Raw genomic sequence first — 21977 nt, forward strand, 5'->3', positions numbered from 1 at the left:
TTCCATCTAAACCAGACAGGCTCTAGCGCCGGCGCCTACATATGCAAGGCCTGCTCCAGCGCGAACGCCAGAGAGATGGCCGCGCCGGCGGTCATCAGGGTGCGCATCCGGGGCCGCCAACTCGGCCCCTCGTGGTCGGTGACATCCCAGACCCACTGCAGCAGGAACACCAGCAGGAAACCCGATAGCTGCCAGGCCGCTTCAAACTTCAGGCCGCCCAGCAACAGGCCAAATCCAGCCAGCGGGAAGAGAAGAGAGATACCCAGGACCGACCATCGCGGACTAGGGTTCTCAATCTCAAGACCTGTACGGACCCCGCCGAAATAGGAAACCATCGCAGCCGAGTAAGCCAGAAGTCCCAGCAAGGCGGACTTCCGGATGGCCACGGGGCCATAACAGAACAAGCCCGACGCGATAAAGAATGGGATCAGGGTCGATAGACCAAAGACCCACGCCGCCGGTGGAACCGGCGTCCGCCCGCCCGCGGACTCGTTCATGCCACAACTCCTTCGGAAGGCGACCTTGGTCGCCCGCCCCTGCCCCTAACGCGACTATTACCGACCGGACGCGATAGGTCCACGGACGATCTTCAGCGCGCGAAGCCCTGCCTTATGACCTGAATTGGCCCGGGAAGGTGTTTGAATGCAATGGAGTTTATCCCGAACAGGCGCCAAGGCGAGCGAGAACGGGCCACGACAAACGCGGCCCTCTTCCCGGCAAAGCGCGAGGTCGCGAGGCGTTTAGCGCGCGTAGACCGACAGGCGATTGAGGGTCTCGCCGTCCACCGATCCGGTGGAGGGCAGACCCTGATCACGCTGATAGGCCGCGATCGCCATGCGCAGGGCGGGCGACGAGACACCGTCGCGCGGCCCCTGGTAATAGCCCAGCTGCGACAGGACACGCTGCGCAACGCCAAGGTTGGCGTTTGCGGCGGCCGGCGCAGCGGTCGACAGACTGGCGGTCTGGACCTGAGTCTGCGGACGGAAGGCTAAGGCCGAGCGGTCAGCGGTCTGCTGGGCCTCTGCGGTCAGCTGCGAGCGCAGCGCCGTGGCGCGGCCCCGCGCGGTCGAATCCCCAGCGCGGCCGGCGATCACATACCATTTGTAGGCTTCGGCCGGATTCTGGCTGACGCCCAGTCCGCTTTCGTAGAGCTGAGCCAGGTTGAACTGACTGTCGACCAGGCCCATGTCGGCGGCCTTGCGGAACCAGCTGGCGGCCGTCGTCGAATTGCGCGGACCGCCCTCGCCCTTGAAGTAGTAGAGGGCCAGGTTGTGCATGGCCCGCGGATCGCCACCGTTGGCGGCGCGCTCACTCCAGCGGCGCGCTTCGGCCATATCGACCTTCACGCCGTTCTTGCCGCCCTCGTACATCTTCGAGAGGTAGAACTGCGCGGCCGGGTAGCCGCCATTGGCGGCGCGCTTCAGTAGCTCGACGCCCGAGCGATCCCCCGACTCGATCTTACGGACCGCGTCCTCGAACAGGGCCTTGGCTTCGTTGGTCGGCGGGGCTGCAGGGGCCTCGACCTCGGCTGGGACGACCTTGCCCGTCGTCAGCGCGACGGCGGCGCGCGGCGCGCCGGGGGTCGTGTCAGCCTCGGGACCATTCACCTCGACATCGGCCTTGCGACCAGCGATCGCCTGGGCGACGCGGCTGGGCGAGTTGTTGCCGTCGTCGGTGTTCAGCAGCAGCAGGCCGCCCACGCCGGCCCCGAGCGCGCCGGCGGCGGCGAAGACAACGAGGGCCGTCGTCACGGTCGCGCCCAAGCGCGCCTTCGACTTCTTGGTCGAGAAACCGCCAAAGCCGCCGAACAGCGCGCCGCTGGCCTTGGAAGCCTTTTCCTTCTTCGCCGACTTGGCCTTGCCGCCCTTGCCTTCCGAGGCGGCGGCGGCGCGCGCGGCGGCGCGGGCCTGCTCGATGATATCGCGGGTCGACATCGGACGCGACGGCTCGGCGGGCGCGAAGTCGGAGACCTCAGGCTCGACTTCATAGCGCGGGCTTTCCGGCTCGAAGCCATCGGCGATCGCGTAGTCATCGTGTGCGAAGGCCGGTTCTTCCGGCTCCGCAGCCGGGAACTCCGCCACCTCGAAGCTACGTGCCGGCGCAGGCGGCGCATCAAACGCGTCAGCCTCATCCTCAGACGTGCTGAACGAGGCGGCCTGGCTGAAATAGTTGTCCTCGAAGGGCGAAGCCGCCGGCGGAACCGGACGCTGAGCAGTCGCAACCGGCGCCGGAGCCTGCGCGGGCGGCGGCGACGGCGGCGCAGCTTCCAGCTTCCGCTGCGCCTCGGACAGACGGCTGTCGATCTTTTCGCGCGCTTCTTCCAGCATGCGGAGCGTGCGCTCTTCGCTCTGGCGGATGCGGTCGACCAGTTCCTGGCTGGAACGTTCGTGGCGTTGGTTCAGGCGCTCTGTGACGCGGGCGACCTGTTCGCCGACATCGTCGATGGCCAGGGCGTTGCGTCGCTCGGCGCTGCCGATCCGCTCGGCCAGCTTCTCGGTGATCCGGGCGATCTCGCCGCCCAGCTTTTCAAGGGCCTGGGCTTGAACGCTATCGGCGCGATTGAGCTTGTGCTCGACGCTGGCGGCGATCCGCGCAACCTCGCCACCGACCTGCTCGATAGCGCTGGCGTTGCGGCTCTCGGCGGCGTGGACGCGGCGATTGAACGCGTCAGCGACACCGACAATCTCGCGGCCCATACGCTCAATGGCCTGGGCCGAGCGCTGTTCGGCCGCCTGCACGTGGGCCGCCATCTCGCCGAGCTTGCGCTCCATGCGATCGAAACGTCCGTCGGCGCTTTCGCGAAGCTTGGCCGCCATTTCCAGGCGAGCGGCTTCCATCTTCTGCGTGAGGGTGGCCGCCAGGCTGTCCAGGCCCTCCTGAACGCCCGTGGCGGGATTGGCGGTCTCGACGGCGCCCAAGCGCTGATCCAGGGCCTGGAACGACGCGCCCAGTTCGCGCAGCGCGTCGCTGGTGCGGGTTTCGGCGGCTTCGAGGCGTTCGCCCAGTCGCGCGACCACAGCCTCGACCAGCGCGCTGGGATCGCCCGAGCTCTGCTGGTTCAGCTTGGCTTCCAGGGTCGCGATCGCCTCGCGCGTCCGCGCCTCGCCTTCGTAAAGGTGTCCGGCGACCTTGCCCAAGGCGCCTTCCAGCGCGCGCAACGCCTCGGCCGAGCGCGGACCCGCCGCCTCGCTCTCGATCCGGCGCAGACGTTCGGTGGCCCGAGCCTGCTCGGTCTTCAGTTCGTCGACAGCGCCCTCGAACCGGGCGGCGACGGCGATCTGCTCACGTTCGGATGCGCCCAGACGCGTCAGGGCGTCACGGACGGAGTGATCGATGCCGGTGATGGCGGCGGCGTTGCGCCCCTCGGCGGCTTCAATGCGTTGGGTCAGGCGATCCAGCGCCAGCGCGACGCGACCAACCTCATCTGCCGGATGCTCGGCGATCTCGATGCGCGGCGGCGCATCATCTTTGACAATCTCGAGATAGGCGCGGTTGGGGACATCGTCCCCCGCGAGACGCGGATCAGCGGTCTGACCATCGCCTTCGATGATCATTCGGTTCAGCCATTCACCCAAAGTCATGCCGGAGCGACGCGCGAGGTCTTTCGCGACCTCCCGTGCCTTGGGGTCAATCCCCTTAACGCTCCATGGCGAAGCCGCCGTCATGCGAATCGATCTCCCCGCACCTGGGGAAAACGCTAGTCACCGATTCCTAGGGTGTAAACGCGACGAAAACGCCAGATGTAGTGGCTGTGCGATTCACTGTGGAGGAATCAGGACAGAGTCCCATCACTCTGTAGCGCGGTTCAAAAGCAAGAGGGTTAACACTGGTTAACCATTTGCCAGGCGGATTGTCGCAGGCCTAGAAGCGCGCATGGACCTGCCCGTCACCGCCGCCGCCGCGATCCTGTTCCTGATGCTCGCCGTGCTCTTCGGTTGGCTGGGCGCGCGTCCGATCAATATTCTCAAGGGTCCGCGGCTGATCCCTTGGCGGCCGATGATGATGATCTGCGTGGTCGGACTGATGCTGATGCTGGTGCATCTGGTGAACCTGCTAGGCGTCCAGACGGGTAACCAGACGCGCTACTAGGTCGCGGCCTTCTCCGGGAGCTTCTTGGGTCGTTTCGCCAGGCCGGAGACCCCACCGGACGACAGCAGCCCGATGTCGGCGAGCAGGAACGGGATCGCCCACTTCTGAGGCGCGGCAATGTAGCGCGGCTGCCAGACTGGGTCGTACTTGTCCTTGTAGCGACGCACACCCTGGAAGTTATAGATCTCCTCGCCGCGCTCGTAGAGCAGCCGGCCGACGCGCGACATGATCGGGGCCAGTGGGCGATCCTGCAGACCCGCCAGCGGCGCGACGCCGAACTCGAAGGCGCTGTATCCCTCGTCCTTGCCCCACTGCAGCAGCTCGACGAACAGATAGTCCATGACGTTTTTGGGCGCTTCGTCAGAGTAGCGCATCAGGTCCATGGAGAACGCCGTCTTGGCGGCCGTCGTCCACAGCGTGGCGAAGGCGACGATCTTGCCTTCACTGCGAACAACCGCGACGGGGAACTCGGCCACATAACGTGGGTCAAAGCCCCCCATCGAGAAGCTCTTTTCGCCGCCCGCGTGATGCGAGAGCCAGGAGTCCGAGATGGACTTCAGCTCGTCCATCATGGCCGGCGCCGCGCCCACAGGCAGGACCTCGAACGCCGCGCCGCCTTCCCCGGCCTTACGCCAGTTCCGGCGCAGCACCTCGCGACGCCGCCCAACCAGGCTGAACGCCTCAAGCGGCACCGCCGCGCTCTCCCCGGTCTTCTGGATGGCCAGACCCAGATCCACCGTGTCGGGAAGATCGTCGGGTCCGAGACCATAGAAGCCCGCGCGCGCGGCGTGGGCGTCGGCCAGTTCGCGGAAGCGCCAGAACAGCTCCATGCGCTCCTCGCGCTTGCCGACGGGCGGACCGAGCGCGATCCACGAGCGGCCGCGGACCCCGAACATCAGGAAGGTCTCGCCTGACGCCGAGAACAGAAACCGCTTGTCGCCCAGCAGCGCGAGGTTGGCGCTGGGCTCGGCGCCCTCGGCCTTGGCCAGAATGGCGCGCACCCGGTCAAACTCGGGATCGGTGTCGTCGACCACGGGCGGGGTCGCCGCCGTCGCGATCAGGCGCCAGACGCCGACGCCAAGCAGGACAATAGCCGCGGCGACCGACGAGCGGATGGCCCGGGCCGCCTCGTCGTGATCCTGCAGGATCCTGATCCAGGACTTGTCAGCGAACTCTGTGTGGTTGAACGACCACCAGCCCAGGACCGACGCCCCGACGATGGCGGCAGCCGCTGAGAGCAGCCACCCCGGCGTGATCTCCATCTTGGTGAGCGCGGCCTTCCGGGGAAACGCGTCGTGGAACGGCAGGATCACAAAGAAGCAGACCAGCAGCATGGCGGTCTCTTCCCAGTTCAGGCCTTTGAAAATGGCGAGAACGGCCGAGGCCCCCAGCACGATCAGAGCGGCCCACCAGGCCGCGCCGAGCCGCGCACGCAGGCCAAAGGCCAGCAGCAGCAGCACGAGACCCAAAATTGAGGAAAAGAAGTGGCTGATCTCGATCAGCAGGTCCGGCGCGAAGGCCAGAAGAAGCAGGAAACGGGTCGGTTCGGACGGCGTCGCCCCGGAGGCCAACAGCATGACACCCGCCGACGCGGCCAGGATCGCCGCCACGGTGGGGGCGATCGCATGGGCCGCGGGCCTGAAAACTGTCGAGGACATCCAGATCCCGAAATCGCGAATCCCCGAGGGATCCAGGAGCAGCCGCTTCTATATCGCGTAATCCCCGGCGTGGTCGCGCGCCAAGATGCGAACGATCGTTTGAATCAGCTTGCCGCCGCCGTGGCGAGGGGTAGTGTGTCGGCCAAACACCGGTCCGCTTAGGGAGATGAGACCATGGCCGATTTCGGGGGAACCGATCTCGACGCCTTCCGCGCCGATACCCGCGCCTGGCTCGAAGCCAACTATCCAAAGTCCCTGAACGCGCCGATGGGCGAGGACGAGGCCCCGTGGGGCGGCCGCAAGATGGTGTGGAAGAACCCCGACGCCAAGCTGTGGCTCGACCGCATGGCCGAACGCGGCTGGACCGCCCCGATGTGGCCCAAGGAATACGGCGGCGGCGGCCTCTCCAAGGCCCAGAACAAGGTTCTGGAACAGGAGCTTCGCCGCCTCAAGGCGCGCCCGGCCCTGATGAGCTTCGGCGTCTGGATGCTGGGCCCGGTGCTGCTGGAATACGCCACCGAGGAGCAGAAGCAGCGTTTCCTGCCCGCGATCGTCCGCGGTGAAACCCGCTGGTGCCAGGGCTATAGCGAACCCGGTGCGGGCTCTGACCTCGCCTCGCTGCAGACCAAGTGCGAGGACAAGGGTGACCACTATCTGATCAACGGCCAGAAGGTCTGGACCAGCTACGCCGACCAGGCCGACTGGATTTTCTGTCTGGTGCGCACCGACACCAGCAAGAAGCACGAGGGCATCTCGTTCGTGCTGTTCGACATGACCTCGCCCGGCGTCGAGGCCCGCCCGATCAAGCTGATCAGCGGCTCCTCGCCCTTCTGCGAGACCTTCTTCGACAATGTGAAGGTCCCGAAGGAACAGCTCGTCGGCAAGCTGAACGGCGGCTGGGACATCGCCAAGCGCCTGCTGCAGTACGAACGCCAGAACATCAGCGCCTCGGGCTTTGGCGGCGGCGGCGGCCTGTCGGTCGTCGAGGCGGCCAAGAAGGAGCTCGGTGTCGACAGCGAAGGTCGCATCGCCGACGGCGATTTCCGCGCGCGTCTGGCGGCTCACTCGATGGACGCCCACGCCTTCATGCTGACCGTGCGCCGCGCCGAGGCGGAGTCCAAGCAGGGCTCGGGCCCCAGCGCCGCCGTCTCGATCATCAAGTACGCCGCCGCCAAGATGAACCAGGAGCGCACCGAGCTGCTGGTCGAGGCCCTGGGACTTCAGGGCCTGGGCTGGTCGGGCGAAGACTTCAGCGCCGAGGAGCTGGCCGCACCCCGCGCCATGCTGCGCGCCAAGGGCAACTCGATCGAGGGCGGCACCAGCGAGGTCAACCTCAACGTCGTCGCCAAGCGGGTCCTGGGCCTTCTGGATCACCAGTAACCCTCCGAGCCGTAAGCCGCGCGCGCCGTCGGAACGGCGCGCCAAGACCAAGACTTTTCAAGGAGCCTGAACATGGCCGTCCTGACCGAAGAACAGACGATGCTGCGCGACACCGCCAAGGGCTGGGCCAGCGAAAGCGCCCCCGTCGGCGCCCTGCGCAAGCTGCGCGACAGCAAGAGCAAGCAGACCTTCGACCCCGCCGCCTGGGCCGAGATGGGCCAGATGGGCTGGGCCGGCGTGATCGTGCCCGAGGCCTATGACGGCTCGGCCTTCGGCTATCTGGGCCTGGGCCTGATCCTGGAAGAGACCGGCCGGACCCTGGCCGCCTCCCCGCTCCTCTCCACCGCCATGATCGCCGCTTCGGCGCTGCAGCTGGGCGGCTCCGACGCTCAGAAGCAGGCTTGGCTGCCCAAGATCGCCACCGGCGAGGCCGTGGCGACGCTGGCGATCGACGAAGGCGCTCACCACGCCCCCGCCCGCACCGCCCTGTCGGCGACCCAAAGCGGCGCAGGCTACGTGCTGAACGGAACCAAGACCCTGGTGCTGGACGGTGAGGCCGCCGACCTGCTGATCGTTGCGGCCCGCACCAGCGGCCAGCCGGGCGACACCGCCGGCCTGACCCTGTTCCTGGTCGCGGGCGACGCCGCCGGCGTGACCCGCTCGCACCTGTCGCTGATCGACTCGCGCGGCGCGGCCAAGATCGTCTTCGACGGCGTCGAGGTCGGCGCGGACGCGGTGCTGGGCGAGGTCGACAAGGGCTGGGCCATCCTGGAGCCGACCCTGGACCGCGCCTATGCGGGCCTCGCCGCCGAGATGCTGGGCAGCGCCAGCGCCGCCTTCGACATCACCCTGGATTACTTGAAGACCCGCACCCAGTTCGGCCAGGTCATCGGCACGTTCCAGGCCCTGCAACACCGCGCCGCCAAGTGGTTCACCGACCTGGAGACCACCCGCTCGTGCGTCGAAGCCGCGCTTGAGGCGCTGGACGCCGGCGCCGACAGCCGCGCGCTGGCCTCTCTGGCCAAGGCCAAGGCCAGCGAGCTGGTGCACCTGGCGTCGAACGAGATGGTGCAGATGCACGGCGGCATCGGCATGACCGACGCCCACGACGCCGGCCTGTACATGAAGCGCGCACGCGTCACCGAGGCCCTGTTCGGCGGGGCCAGCTTCCACCGCGACCGCTACGCTCGCCTGATGGGCTTCTGAGCGCGCCTTTCATCAACGAACGGGGGCCGATCGTCCGAACGGCCCCCGTCTAAACCTGGCAGGACTAGAGCCTGTCTGGTTTAGATGGAACCATCTAAACCAGATAAACAGGCTCTAAAATCAAACACTTAGAGACCTTTCAAACGCTTTAGATGATTCCATCTAAAGCTAAAGGGCTCTAACGCCGGCGCGCCGGCGCCGGCGCATGCGCCAGACGCAGAAGGTTCGCTGCGCCCGGAGCGCCAAAGGGCGTGCCCGCGACGACCAGCAGTCGCTCACCGGGCGCCACCAGGCCGAGCTCCAACGCCTTGCTCGACGCGTCCGTCGTGACGACCTCCAGGCTGTCGGGCTGAGCGCTGACGCGCGGCTCCACACCCCAGACCAGGCACATGCGACGCACGGCGCTGATCTCGGGCGACAGGGCCAGCACCGGCTGCAAGGGGCGCTCGCGCGAGAGGCGGCGCGCGGTCGCGCCCGTGGTGGTGAAGGCCACGAGGCACTTGGTGGACCCCGACTTGGCCGCCCCGGCGGCGGCGACCACCAGCACGTCGGCGTCCACGTCGTCGTGGCTCTGCTCGGCGTACATCAGCTCTGGCCACTTCGGGTCACGCTCAACGCGTTCGATGATGCGGTTCATCATCGAGACCGACTCTTCGGGATAGTCACCCGCCGCCGACTCCGCCGACAGCATCACCGCATCGGCGCCCTCATAGACGGCGTTGGCGACGTCCGACGCCTCGGCCCGCGTAGGGGTCGGCGAGCTGGTCATCGACTCCAGCATCTGGGTGGCGACGATCACGGGAATGCCCCGCTCACGCGCCGCGCGCAGGATTTCCTTCTGGGCGACCGGCACCTCCTCGGGCGCCATTTCGACGCCGAGATCGCCACGCGCCACCATGACGCCGTCGCAGAGATCCAGGATCGGGCCCAGCACCTTCAGCGCCTGCGGCTTTTCGATCTTGGCCAGCACGGCGGCGCGGCCTTCGACGATCCGGCGCAGCTCGGCCATATCCTCAGGGGCCTGCACGAACGACAGCGCCACCCAGTCCACGCCCAGGCGCAGGGCGAAGGCCAGGTCCTCACGGTCCTTGGCGGTCAGCGGCGACATCGGGATGACGACATCCGGCACCGCTACGCCCTTGCGTTCCGACAGCTTGCCGCCGTTGACGACCTTGGTGTTGGCGTAGCCGGGGCCCGCATCCGTCACGGTCATCCGCAGCTTGCCGTCGTCCAGCAGCAGGGTCGCGCCCGGCCGCATCGCGGTCAGGATTTCCGGGTGCGGGAGATGCACGCGCGTCTCGTCGCCCGGCGCCGGATCGCTGTCGAAGCGGAACGCCTGGCCGGCCTTCAGCATCACCGGACCATCGGCGAACTTGCCGACGCGCAGCTTGGGCCCCTGAAGGTCGGCCAGCACGCCCAGCGGACGATCGACGACCTTTTCAGCCTCGCGAATGGCCGCATAGACGGCCGCGTGGGTCTCGTGGGCGCCGTGGCTGAAGTTCAGGCGAAAGACGTCAGCCCCGGCCTTGGCCAGGGTGACGATCATGTCGAAAGAGCTCGACGCCGGACCGAGGGTGGCGACGATGCGCGAGCGACGGGCGCGGATCATGCCGTCGCTCCTTCATGGATCAGTTTGGACAGGTGGCGTCGCCCTCGTTCGAGGCGAGCCGGATTTCCGTGAACGAAAGCGTCAGCGCCCCCGCGGTCGTCAGCGCAAACGGAGACGAAATTTGCGTCATATCCGCGCCTTTGGCGAGGAAGCAGGAAAGTTTGATCTTCGCCGTACGCCATTCGCCCGTTTTCGCACCTGACAACGTTGACGTTACGTCTACCGTCGCGCGACAGGATTCGCCACAGGTTACGCTCATTGACACCGGTTTCGTCGGGGCGGCTTCGACGCGGTATCGCAGCATCACGGCCATGTCGCCGGTGGTCTGCCGCGAAAGATCGACCGGCGATCCCATAACCCCGACCACGCCCAGCCCTTCGCCGCTCCAGGTGGCCTGACGGGCGTTTTCCTGCGCGCCGGCGTCCACCGTCTTGAGCGACGCCGCGCCGGAGGCGTTCATCATCCAGGGCGGAGGCGTGCGGCCGTCGACGAAGTAGCGATCGACATTGGCGGCGGCGGACGCGACGCCCGGGTATTCCGACAGCTTGGCCACCTTGCCGGGCTTGGTGTAGCTCAGGCCATAGCCATAGGCGAAGAGCGGGTCATAGCCCGGGTCGCCGACATTGATCGGCTCCTGGTCGGCGCGCTTGGGCCAGGAGAAGGACAGCTTGCCCTGGAAGTCGTGGCGCGGCTTACCCGCCTTGTCGCCGACCAGAACGTCGGCCACGCCGCCGCCCTCCGAGCCGGGCAGCCACGCCGCGACAAAGGCGTCGGACGCGTTGAGTTCGGGGTTGGTCCACAGGGGCCGGCCGCTCAGGAACACCGACACCACCGGAATGCCCGCAGCCTTGAGCTTCTTCAGCAGCGCCAGGTCACGCTTGTCGCCAGCCTGATACTCGATGCTGGTGATGTCGCCCTGGAACTCGGCGTAGGGGTTCTCGCCGAACACGACGATCGCCACGTCGGGCTTCTGCTTGAAATCGCCTGAAACCGACAGTTCCGCGCTGCCGCCGCCGGCTTTCACGGCCTCGGCGACGCCTGCATAGATCGACTGGCCATGCGGGAAGTCGCTGTTCTTGTTGCCGGTGCCCTGCCAGGTCAGGGTCCAACCGCCCGAGGCCTTGCCAATGTCGTCGGCGCCGTCTCCGGCGACCAGCACACGAGCCGAGCTCTTCAGCGGCAGCACGCCTTCGTTCTTCAGCAGCACCAGCGATTTGCGCACCGCCTCGCGCGCCACGGCCCGGTGCTCAGGCGCGCCGAGGAGCTCCAGCTTGCCCTCCAAAGGCCGCTTGTCCTCGAACAGGCCGGCCTTGACCTTGACTCGCAGGATGCGGCGAACGGCATCGTCGATCCGCGCCATGGGGATCTGCCCGGCCTTCACCTGCGCCAAGGTGTTGTCGTAGAGGCCCTTCCAGCTGTCGGGAGCCATCATCATGTCCATGCCGGCGTTATAGGCCTGGGCGCAGCTGGTGTTGCTGCAGCCCTCGACCTGGCCGTGGGCGTTCCAGTCGCCGACGACGAAGCCCTCAAAGCCCATGCGCTCCTTTAGCACGTCGGTCAGCAGGCTCTTGTTGCCGGTGTGCTTGACCCCGTTCCAGCTGGAGAACGAGACCATCACCGACAAGATGCCGGCTTCAATCGCCGGCGGGTAGCCGGCGTTGTGCAGACGCACCAGATCGGCCTCGGAGATCTTCGCGTCGCCCTGGTCGCGGCCATTCTCGGTGCCACCATCGGCGAGGAAGTGCTTGGCCGAGCCCGCCACGCGGCCAGCCGCCAGCGGCTTGCCGGCTTCCAGCGCCCCCTGCAGCCCCAGGGTCATCGGGCCCGAATAGGCCTTCACGATCTCCGGATTCTCGCCATAGCCCTCATAGGCGCGGCCCCAGCGTGAATCGCGAGGCACGGCGACCGTCGGACCAAAGGTCCAGTCCGCGCCGGTGGCGGCCATTTCCTTAGCGGTCACCTCGCCGATACGACGGATCAGGTCGGGGTCGTGCGCTGCGCCCAGGCCGACATTGTGCGGGAAGATCGTAGCGCCCACGACGTTGTTGTGACCGTGCACGGCGTCGACGCCGAAGATGATCGGGATTTCCTGCCGGTCGCCGCGCCTGTCCAGCGCCGCCGCGCGGAAGGCGCGGATCCATTCGATCCAGCGCTGCGGGCTGGCGCGGTCATTGCCGTCCGGCGCTGAGTTGCCGCCGACCAGCACCGATCCCAACCGGTACTTCTTCAGTTCCTCGGGCGTGATCGAGGCGCCGTCGGCCTGGATGGTCTGGGCGACCTTCTCCTCGACGGTCATCCGGCTCATCAGCTGGGCGATGAAGGCCTCGGTCTTGGCGTCGGTGATGGCGGCTGGACTGGCCGACTTCGGCCAAACGGCGGGGTTTGCAGTGGCGTTCGGCGGCGTCTGGGCCAGGACCACGCCGGCCGATCCACAGGCGATCGTCAGGGCCAGGGCGGAAGCGAAGGCGAAACGGCGCGGCAGCATGGGCGATCCTTGAAGGGGCGTCCGTCGGGCGGAGCGGTGTTTAAAGGAAAGGCGCTCGGCGCGGCGCTTGCGAAGTGTCCGCGCCGAGCGAAGATAAGCGGCTTCAGGTCCGCTTGGAGGGGAGTGATCGTGCGCACAGGGCGCGACAGCCGCTGGACTGGCCAGGCGAGGTCATGGCGTTTCCTCCTGACGCCGCCTTTTCGTGGCGACTGTCTTGATCTATGCGATCTCACGTCGATCGGACAGCGCTGTCAAGGGGAATATGATTGCGGTACCAACTTGCCAATCGCGCACTCGTCAGTGCGACGCTGGGCCGGTGGACTCCCGCACGACGAGTTCGAAGTCCAGGAGCCGCGATGGCGGGGGCGCGCCCTCTTCCCGCTCGACGCCTTGCATCAGCATGTCGGCGGCCGCTCCGGCCATGGCGTGGATCGGTTGGCGAACCGTGGTGAGCTGAGGCCAGGTTATCTTCGCTCCCGGCGTGTCGTCGAAGCCGGCGACTGACAGTTGAGTAGGAACGTCAAGCCGCAAGCGATTGGCGACCGCCATGACGCCCAGCGCCATGTCATCGTTCGAGGCGAAGATCGCCGTCGGTCGATCCGCGCCGCCCAGCAGCTTCTCGGCCGCCTCGAAGCCCGAGCGAAACGAAAACCAGCCCTGCGCCACACGATCATCACGAACACGCAGGCCGCTGTCGCGCATAGCATCGAGGAACCCCTGATGACGCCGGTGCGAAGCGCCGTGGTCGGGGTGCCCTACAATAAAGGCGATGTCCTTGTGGCCCAGATCGACCAGATGCTTGGTCATCTCGTAGGCGGCCAGCCGATCATCCATGCTGACCCACGGCGCACGGTCGAAATCGTCGCCTGGGGCGATGCGGACATAGGCCACCCCTTCCCGCTCAAGCGCCGCCAGAACGACCGGATGATCGCTGAGCGGCGGGGTCAGGATCACGCCGTCCATGCGCAACGTCGTCAGCATCGGCGCGACCTGATCCTCGACATCGGCGGTCGAGTCGATCGGCTCGACGATCAGATGGAACCCTTCCTGCCGGCAACGGGCGATGGCGCCGAGCTGCACATCGGTGACGTAGCCGGGGCTGGGGTTGTCGAAGAAAACGCCGATCAGATAGGCCTTCGCCCCCGCCAGGCTACGGGCCGAGATATTGGGGCGATAGTGCAGCGCAGCTACCGCGGCCTGCACGCGATCACGGGTGTCAGCCTTGACGTTGGGCTCGCGATTCAGGACACGCGAGACGGTCTTGATCGAGACTCCGCTCTCGCGGGCCACGTCGTGGATCGTGACTTTGGCGCTCAATTTCCGTCCCTCGCCGGTCCGATTCGCTCGGTTCGGCGCGTACTTAGCCATGACAAGGCTGTCATGGCGAGCCCCAAGAAAACGACTACGACACCGCCGCACGGCCCTCCGGCGTGAGCGCCACCGCCGCACCGATCAGGGCGGTGTGCGGATGCAGGATCACGTGCGTCGGGATCGAACGGGTGAAGCCGGACAGACGCCCCTTGCTGTCGAAGCGCTCGCGGAACGGGCTCTTCTCCAGGATGTCGATGATGCGTGGTGCGATGCCGCCGGCGATGAAAACACCGCCGCGTGCGCCCAAGGTCAGAGCGATGTCGCCCGCCGTTGAGCCCAGGATGGCGCAGAAACGGTTCACCGTCGCCAGGCTGTCGGCGCAGCCCTCTACGGCGCGCTCGGTGATCTGCTTGGCGGTCAGCGCCTCGACACCGCGCCCTTCAGCGGCCGCCAGATCCACATGGAGGTCCTCCATGCCGGGACCCGACAGGATCCGCTCGACCGACACCCGACCGCCGTCCAGGCGCCGGGTCAGGGCGCGGAGCACCTCGATCTCGACGTCATCGACCGGCGCGAAGGCGACGTGACCACCCTCGGTGGCCAGCGGGATCTCCTGGCCATGGCGACGGACAAGGCCTGCGACGCCGAAGCCGGTGCCTGGACCCAGGATCGCCAGATCGCCCTCCCCCGACGTCGGCAATTCGCCGATCTGGCGCAGGTCCTTAGGGCCAACGCGCGGCGCGGCCAGCGCCTGGGCGGTGAAGTCGTTGATCAGCTTGGCGTTCCGAAAACCGCCTGCGCGGCGCAGGCCGTCCTCGGAGATCCGCCAGTCCAGATTAGTCATGTGGACCTGACCGTGGTCGATCGGCCCGGCCACAGCGACCACCGCCTGGTCAGGATGCTTGACACCGACCTTGCGGAGATACTCCTCGATGGCGTCCTCGGCCGTGCCGTAGTCCTCGCCCCTATAGGCCGTCGGCTCGATCAGGCGCGGGTCCTGACCGTCGAACTCGACCAGGGCGAAGCGGGCGTTCGTACCGCCGATGTCGCCGACGAGGCCGAGCCCGCCGCTGTGATTGCCGTCCATGACCTAGCGCTTCCTCAAGCAAAGACGGAGGCGCCGGCGTCGGCCGCGCCGACCCCCGACCGCATCCATCCAAACAGTTCCCGGCCAAAGCCCGGCTTGGACGCCGGGACGTTCGCGGGGGTCCGGGCGAGCAGGGTCGCCTCGTCCACCATGATCTTCAGTTCCCCGATCTCGGCATTGACGCGGATCACATCGCCGTCCTGGACATAGGCCAGCGGCCCGCCCTTGGCCGCTTCCGGCGTCACGTGGATGGCGGCGGGCGTCTTGCCAGAGGCGCCGGACATGCGGCCGTCGGTGACCAGGGCCACCTTGTGACCGCGATCCAGCAACACCGAGATCGACGGCGACAGGTTATGCAGTTCAGGCATGCCGTTGGCGGACGGCCCCTGGAAGCGGACCACCACGACCACGTCGCGATCCAGCTCGCCGCGCTTGAAAGCGGCGATGAAGTCTTCCTGTTCCTGGAACACAGCGCACGGCGCCTCGATCACGTGGTGCTCGGGCTTCACGGCCGAGATCTTCATCACGCCGCGCCCCAGATTGCCCGCCATCAGGCGCAGGCCGCCTTCCTTGCTGAACGGGTCGGAGACCGGCCGCACGATGGCGGGATCCAGGCTCTCGTGAGCGCCGTCACGCCAGGTCAGCACGCCGTCCTCGAGCACCGGTTCCTGGGCGTACAGCGACAGGCCGGCGCCCGCGATCGTCTGGACGTCTTCGTGCACCAGACCCGCCTTCAGCAGCTCACGGATCACGAAAGCCATGCCGCCGGCGGCCTGGAAGTGGTTCACGTCGGCCGAACCGTTCGGATAGACGCGCGCCAGCAGCGGCGTGGCCTTGGAGATATCGTCCAGGTCTTCAAGCGTCAGTTGCACGCCCGCAGCGGCGGCCATGGCGATGATGTGCAGCGCCAGGTTGGTCGAGCCGCCGGTCGCCATCAACCCGACCACGCCGTTGACGAACGACTTCTCGTCGATCATCCGGCCGACCGGGATGAATTCATTGCCCTTGTTGGTCACCGCAGCCACGCGTCGGGCGGATTCCTTGACCAGGGCCTCACGCAGCGGCGTGTTGGGATGGACGAAGGCCGAGCCAGGCAAATGGAAGCCCATCAGCTCCATCAGCATCTGGTTGGTGTTGGCCGTGCCATAGAAGGTGCAGGTGCCCGGGCCATGATAGCTGGCGCTCTCGGCCGCCAGCAGTTCCTCACGACCGACCTTGCCCTCGGCGTAGAGCGCGCGGATGCGGGCCTTCTCGCTGTTGGCCAGGCCCGAGGTCATCGGGCCGGCGGGCACGAACAGGGCGGGCAGATGGCTGAAGGTCAGGGCACCGATCACCAGGCCCGGCACGATCTTGTCGCAGACGCCCAGATACAGCGCCGAGTCGAAGGCGTCATGGGTCAGGGCCACGGCGGTCGCCATGGCGATCACGTCGCGCGAGAACAGCGACAGCTCCATGCCGGGACGGCCCTGGGTGACACCGTCGCACATGGCCGGCACCCCGCCGGCGAACTGGGCGGTCGCGCCCACGTCCCGGGCGGCGTCCTTGATCAGCGCGGGATAGGCTTCCAGCGGCTGGTGGGCCGACAGCATGTCATTATAGGCCGAGACGATGCCGATGTTCGGCGCGTTCGGATCCAGGGCGCGCAGCTTGTCGACGCCCGGCGAGGCGGCGAAGGCGTGGGCCCAGTTGGCGCAGGACAGCTTGGCGCGCCCCGGCTGATTGGCGATCGCCTGTTCCATGTTGGCGAGATAGGCCGCGCGGCTGTCCTTGCTGCGCGCCACGATCCGGGCGGTGACGTCGGCGATGACGGGATTCAGGCTCATGGCGATCTACTCCGCCCAGAGGATGCGGACCTTGGCGCGGTCCTGTTTCAGAATGGCGGCGACCGGCAGGGCCGGATCAACGTCGCCGTCCAACAAAGCTTTCTTGGCCGCGCCGGTGACCAGCAGCACGATCAGATCGGTGCGGGTCAGGGCGGCCAGGGTCAGGCTCAGGCGTGGGAGGTCCGGCGCGGGATCGCTGGGCGGCACGGCCAGCACCGAACGGTCCGTGGTCAGGTCAAGACCCTGATCCAGCATCGGATTGCCCGGAAACAGCGAAGCGAAATGCCCATCCGGCCCCACGCCCAGGAGAACGACGCCGAACGGGGTGGCGGCATTGACGCCTGCCTCGGCCTTGCGCGCGCTCTCGTCGTGGCTCACGCCGTCGAAGAACAGCGGCGCGAACGAGGCCTTGGCCGCCTCGCCCACGAGCAGGTGGCGACGCACCAGACCCTCGTTGCTGCTGGCGTCGGTAGCGGGAACAAAGCGTTCGTCGGTGAGCGTGACCGTGACCTTGTCCCAGGGGGCGGTCATGGTCGCCATGCGGTCATAGACCGGCGCCGGCGTCGTGCCGCCGGTGGCGGCGAAGCCGACCCGGCCGTGACGAGCGACCGCCGTCGTCAACGCGCCGACCAGAACCGAGGCGGCCGCGTCATAGAGGTCCTCGCGGGACCCAAATGCTTCGAGCTTGATGGGCGTGAAGGGCATGCTCAGGCCTTCCAGGCTCGGCCGCCGGGCGAGATCAGGCCCTGGGCGGACTGCGGTCCCCAGGTGCCCGCCGCATAGTGCGCCGGTTCGATACTGGCCTCTTCCCAGGCCGCCGAGACGCCGTCGATGAAGCGCCAGGCCTGCTCGACCTCATCGCGACGCACGAACAGCGTACGGTCGCCGCGGAAGGCGTCGACGAACAGCTTTTCGTAAGCGATGCGACGGCGCCCGCCGGTCTGGCCAAACGACAGCGACAGCGGCAGCGACTGCAGTCGCATGCCCTCGTCCGAGAGACCCGGACGCTTGTTCATGATCGTCAGCGAGATGTCTTCGTCCGGCTGCAGGTCGATGACCAGACGATTGGCGCACAGCTCGCCATCGGTCGCCGGACCGAAGATGTTGTGCGGCAAAGGCTTGAACTGGACGACGATCTGGGTGCGGCGGTCCGGCAGGTTCTTGCCGGTGCGCAGGAAGAACGGCACGCCGTCCCAACGCCAGTTGTCGATCGCGACCTTCATGGCCACGAAAGTCTCGGTCTTGGTGGGCTTGCCCACTTCCTCGACGTAGCCAGCGCGCGCGCCGCCCTCGACCACACCGGCGACGTACTGGCCACGCACGGTGTCGTGGGCCACGGTCTCCTTGGTGAAGGGCCGCAGGGAGCGCAGCACCTTGACCTTCTCGTCGCGCACCGCATCGGGATCGAAGCCTGAGGGCGCTTCCATGGCGACCAGACACAGCAGTTGCAGCATGTGGTTCTGCACCATGTCCCGCAGCGCGCCGTATTCGTCATAGTAGGGCCAGCGGTCGCCGACCTTTTCGGTCTCGGCGATGGTGATCTGCACATGGTCGATCGTGTTGCGATCCCACAGGGGCTCGAACAGCACGTTGGCGAAGCGCAGGGCCGTCAGGTTCTGGACGGTTTCCTTGCCCAGATAGTGGTCGATGCGGAACACTTGGCTCTCGTCGACCACAGCGGCGACGGCGACGTTGGTGGCCTTGGAGCTTTCGAGATCGCGGCCAAGCGGCTTTTCGAGGATCAAGCGCGTGTTGGGCCCCGTCAGGCCGGCCGCCTGCAAAGCCTGGCAAGCCGGGCCGTAGAGGCTGGGCGACAGCGAGAAGAAGATGACCAGCGTGCCATGCGCACCGATCCGTTCGGCCAGCTTCTTGGTGTCTTCCTCACTGGTGATGTTCGCAGGCACGTAGTCGAGGCGTGCAGCGAGGCGATTCCAGACCGCCTCCTCCACTGTCGCGCGCTTGCCCAGTTGCTCGCGGACCAGCGCCTTGTAGCTGGCCGCGTCATGGTCGGCCCGGGCGACGCCAATGATCCGCAGATCGTGCGGCAGCAGTCGGTCGAGCTCCAGGAAATACAGAGAAGGCAGCAGCATCCGGAGGGCCAAATCGCCCGCTCCGCCCAGCAGCACCAAGACTTCGCGGCCGTTCTCGCCGACGTCGTTGTTCTTAGCCAATGTCGTCCACCTTATGACAACGTTGTCATGACATGCCTGCGCGGGAAAGGCAAGCGGCCGCACTTCGCCGCCCTCGGATCGGCGCGCGGCGGGGCTCTAACTAGGCCAAACGCTTGGCGCCCGCCATAAGACCAATCCGGTTTCATAGGAACTGTTTGAAGGATTCCCGGGGCCATTCGGAAACACCCTGCCTTCCATAACGCCTCTTGAGCGCGCTTTCAGGCGAACCTTGCCCTGCCGCCCTTCTATCGCGCGCGAACCTGCGATCACCGCAGCGAGCGCTAGCCGCCCGCGCGGGCGGGTGACCCGGCCGGTTGTCCTGTCCGGAAACGTTCCTTGAGGCGACCGATCCAGCCATTGAAGGCCTCGTTGTCGGCGGAAACCCGTCCAAAGTCGGACGCGGACACCGCGCCCATCGACATGCCCTGTAGCGCTACGCGAAGACCTTCAGGGTTGCTGGCTGTCTCGATGAAGCCCGACCAGCGAGCGCGCAGGCGACCGAGCGCCGCGTCGTCATCGGCGAGACTGTAGGCCACCGAGGCGCGCAGCAACCTCGCCTCCTCGGCCGCGCTGAGCGCCCCGCCTGTCCTGAAGCGGTCGCCCAGGGACCGCTCATAGAGCGCGCCGGCGGCCGGCCAGGCGCGTTGCTTCCAAGCGATCTCGCCGCGGATCTCCTGCCCGTCACGGCTGGTGTCGGTTTCGACCAGATCCAGCGCCGCGTCATAGCGCCCCAGACCCATCAGGGCGCGGGCGGTAGCCAGACGACGCTCGGCGTTCAGGGCGGGCGGCAGGATCGTCGTGCGGGTCGCGTTGATGGTGTTCAGCGCGTCCTCGGGCTTCTTGTCCATCAGGTAGATCCAGGCCAGATCGGTCGCGACCTGGGCCTTGGGAACGCCGTTGAGACGGTTCTCGACCTGATACTTCAACAGCTTGGCCGCATCGCCGAGCAGATCGACGTCGACCAGGCGGCGAACCAGATTGCGGACCATCTGATCGCCGTCAGCACCGATCGGCGTCAGATCCTGGAAGTCGTAGAACAGGCCGACCGCCTGGATCGGCTGCATGCCGTCGGCCAAGCCTTGCAGGAACAGCTGACGGAAAGCTTCGGAGAGGTCGTTCTGCAACGCGACGGCCTCGGGACGATCCGAGAGGCGACGTCCGGCGGATCGCAGAACCTCCAGCGCCTCGCGGTACCGGCCCTGGTCGATGTAGAGCTTGCCGAGCGCGCGGATGACCTCCAGCTCCACGCCATCGCCACGCCAGCGATAGCGCAACTGGTTCAGCGTCTCGGCGGCCTTGGTCGCGTTGATCTGGCCACGCGCATACTGCAGCTGGGTCGCGCGCAGCGTGGCCGGCGCGGCGATCCGATCGATGGGGGCCTTCGCAATGGCGGTGTACATGCGCTGCGCGCGCGCCTTCTCACCCTTGGCCTCGAAAATGCGCGCCTGGACCAGGCGAATATCCAGTTGGTCCTCGACGGGGATCTTGGCTTGGGCCAGGGCCTTCGTCACGGCCTGCATGGCGCCCGGCAGGTCCCCCACGCCCAAGGCGGCGTCGGCCTGGGCTTTGAGGAAGCGCGCTCGCCAGATCGGCGGGAACAGATCCAGCGCCCGGGTCCCGTTGGCGAACTGGGTTCGCGCATCGAGCCATTGGCCGTTCTTGGCGGAGATATAGCCGCGCCACAGCGCGCTTGAGGGCTCATCAGCCAGCACGGGCGACGAGAAGTCCGCGTCAGCTTCCGAAAGACGCCCGGCCAGCACCCGCGCCACGCCGCGCAGGCCGCGGAATTCGGGGTTGCCCATCAGGGTCTGGTGCTTGCGGGCGCCCGCGTTGAGAACCCCAATGGCCTCGAACGACATCTGGGAGCCGACCAGGAACCGCGCCAGCGCCAGGCGTGCGGCGATATCGGCCTCATCCTCGCTCGCGGCCGACACCGCGCCCTGCAGCGCGTTGTAGCGCGCCAGGAACCCGCCAGAGCCCGTCTTGGGCCAGGCCTCGAGATCGATCAGGGCGGGCATCGACAGCGGCTGCGGCGCCCCGGCGCTGGCTTCTTCCGGCGGGGCGGCGGCCGAGGCCGGCGACAGGGCCAGGCCCTTGGGGCGGCCGATGCGCACCTGATCGGCTTGCGCCTGGACCATCAGGTCGGCGGCGTAGGCCTCGGCGGCCAGACCTTGAGCCGACTGCAGCAACGCGAACTCGACATACTCACGCCGAGACGGCAGCCCCTTGGCCGGGGCCAGGGCCGGCGCGACGATGATGCGATCGCCAACGGCCGGATCATCGACCCAGATCGCCCGCGTGACGCCGGCAACGGCGGCGGACAGTGCGGCCGAAGGTGACTGCTCGGCGCGGGTGACCTGGATGATGTCCGGGCTCTGCTGTGGTCCGGCGCCGAAGCTGACGCGCCAGGACGGGCCCGACCCGACCGCCACATAGGGCTCGCCGGGCGGTGCGACGACGCGCAGCGCCACATAGTCCGCGCCGCGATAGACCTGCAGCTTGGAATAGCGCGGCGTCGTGCCCGGCAGTTTGGAGATATCGAGCCGCGCGGGGGTGTCGAAGACGATCCAGACCGCCTCGCCCCGCCGGAAGACCGCTGCGCCCGCCGGCGCAGCCCAGTCGAACGACAGGGTGACCTGCCCATCCCGTCGATCGATCCCCGCGCGAACCACGCCATCGCGCGGCATGGGATTGGGACGACCGACCGGCGCGGGGGCCGTCGCCGGTGAAGCCGCCGCCGCCGCAGACGCAATGGCGCCGGCCTTGGGGTAGATATTGACGAAGTCGACGCCGTCGGCCGTGCCGAGCTTGGCGTCGGCGTCATCGGTCAGGGTGAGAACGATCTCCAGCACGCCGTTGACGCGACGGGCGTCCGCCGACTTGATCCAGCGCGGCGGCGCGATCTTCAGCGCGGAAAGATTGGGATTGGCGTCACGATTGAACCGCAGGACCAGCGTCTGGCCCTGCCGCACCGGGGTCATTCGCGCGCCGCCGGCCCAGTGGAACTCGACCCGGGAGAACTCAGCCGCCTGCGCGACGCGCACGTCCAGCGCCCCGCGCGCCACCATCGGCTGGGGCGCGGCGTAGCCGGTCGGCGCCAGCGTGCCCGCGATGCACGCGGCGGCGACGCTGGAACGCAGGAGCTGGCGAAGGGTCAT

14 protein-coding genes are annotated in these 21977 nt (G+C 67.4%); 3 read left to right on the forward strand and 11 right to left on the reverse strand.

Annotated features, from left to right (window positions below; genetic code table 11):
• Nucleotides 1-35: 35 nt before the first annotated feature.
• Nucleotides 36-497, reverse strand: a complete 462-nt coding sequence (locus CVUC_RS16390) for a DUF3429 domain-containing protein (protein ID WP_010919908.1) — start codon at nt 495-497, stop codon at nt 36-38.
• A gap of 243 nt (nt 498-740) precedes the next feature.
• Entirely contained in the window at nt 741-3665 is a 2925-nt protein-coding gene (locus CVUC_RS16395; protein ID WP_096033466.1) for an SEL1-like repeat protein, read from the reverse strand.
• 208 nt (nt 3666-3873) lie between these two features.
• Here CVUC_RS16395 and CVUC_RS16400 point away from each other — a divergent pair, with 208 nt between their 5' ends.
• A complete protein-coding gene (locus CVUC_RS16400; RefSeq protein ID WP_096033467.1) occupies nt 3874-4089 on the forward strand; it encodes a hypothetical protein in 216 nt (71 codons plus the stop codon).
• Here CVUC_RS16400 and CVUC_RS16405 read toward each other — a convergent pair.
• The gene (locus CVUC_RS16405) at nt 4086-5747 is read right to left on the reverse strand and encodes a phosphatidylglycerol lysyltransferase domain-containing protein (protein WP_096033468.1); all 1662 of its coding nucleotides are present in this window, start codon (nt 5745-5747) and stop codon (nt 4086-4088) included. The genes CVUC_RS16400 and CVUC_RS16405 overlap by 4 nt on opposite strands.
• A gap of 174 nt (nt 5748-5921) precedes the next feature.
• Here CVUC_RS16405 and CVUC_RS16415 point away from each other — a divergent pair, with 174 nt between their 5' ends.
• Nucleotides 5922-7127: an acyl-CoA dehydrogenase family protein gene (locus tag CVUC_RS16415; RefSeq protein ID WP_096033469.1), complete on the forward strand. Its 1206-nt coding sequence runs from the start codon at nt 5922-5924 to the stop codon at nt 7125-7127.
• A gap of 72 nt (nt 7128-7199) precedes the next feature.
• Nucleotides 7200-8333, forward strand: a complete 1134-nt coding sequence (locus tag CVUC_RS16420) for an acyl-CoA dehydrogenase family protein (RefSeq protein WP_096033470.1) — start codon at nt 7200-7202, stop codon at nt 8331-8333.
• Nucleotides 8334-8511: 178 nt separating this feature from the next.
• Here the strand turns inward: CVUC_RS16420 and pyk are convergent, their stop codons facing one another.
• The 8 genes from pyk to CVUC_RS16460 all read right to left on the reverse strand — a co-directional run bounded on the left by pyk (nt 8512) and on the right by CVUC_RS16460 (nt 21977).
• On the reverse strand, nt 8512-9942 hold the full coding sequence (gene pyk / locus CVUC_RS16425; protein WP_096033471.1) for a pyruvate kinase: 1431 nt from the start codon (nt 9940-9942) through the stop codon (nt 8512-8514).
• Between the two features lie 19 nt (nt 9943-9961).
• Complete coding sequence (locus CVUC_RS16430) at nt 9962-12427, reverse strand: glycoside hydrolase family 3 protein (protein WP_096033472.1); 2466 nt, start codon at nt 12425-12427, stop codon at nt 9962-9964.
• Between the two features lie 297 nt (nt 12428-12724).
• Nucleotides 12725-13744 (reverse strand): LacI family DNA-binding transcriptional regulator, encoded by a 1020-nt coding sequence (locus CVUC_RS16435; RefSeq protein WP_010919916.1) that lies wholly within the window; start codon nt 13742-13744, stop codon nt 12725-12727.
• Nucleotides 13745-13829: 85 nt separating this feature from the next.
• Complete coding sequence (glk, locus tag CVUC_RS16440) at nt 13830-14825, reverse strand: glucokinase (protein WP_010919917.1); 996 nt, start codon at nt 14823-14825, stop codon at nt 13830-13832.
• Between the two features lie 14 nt (nt 14826-14839).
• Nucleotides 14840-16648 (reverse strand): phosphogluconate dehydratase, encoded by a 1809-nt coding sequence (gene edd, locus CVUC_RS16445; RefSeq protein WP_096033473.1) that lies wholly within the window; start codon nt 16646-16648, stop codon nt 14840-14842.
• A gap of 6 nt (nt 16649-16654) precedes the next feature.
• Complete coding sequence (gene pgl, locus CVUC_RS16450; protein ID WP_096033474.1) at nt 16655-17353, reverse strand: 6-phosphogluconolactonase; 699 nt, start codon at nt 17351-17353, stop codon at nt 16655-16657.
• 2 nt (nt 17354-17355) lie between these two features.
• Nucleotides 17356-18819: a glucose-6-phosphate dehydrogenase gene (zwf, locus tag CVUC_RS16455; RefSeq protein WP_096033475.1), complete on the reverse strand. Its 1464-nt coding sequence runs from the start codon at nt 18817-18819 to the stop codon at nt 17356-17358.
• A gap of 281 nt (nt 18820-19100) precedes the next feature.
• A complete protein-coding gene (locus tag CVUC_RS16460; protein WP_096033476.1) occupies nt 19101-21977 on the reverse strand; it encodes a tetratricopeptide repeat protein in 2877 nt (958 codons plus the stop codon).

Origin of the sequence: Caulobacter vibrioides (genome assembly GCF_002858865.1) — a bacterium.
Taxonomy (GTDB): domain Bacteria; phylum Pseudomonadota; class Alphaproteobacteria; order Caulobacterales; family Caulobacteraceae; genus Caulobacter; species Caulobacter vibrioides.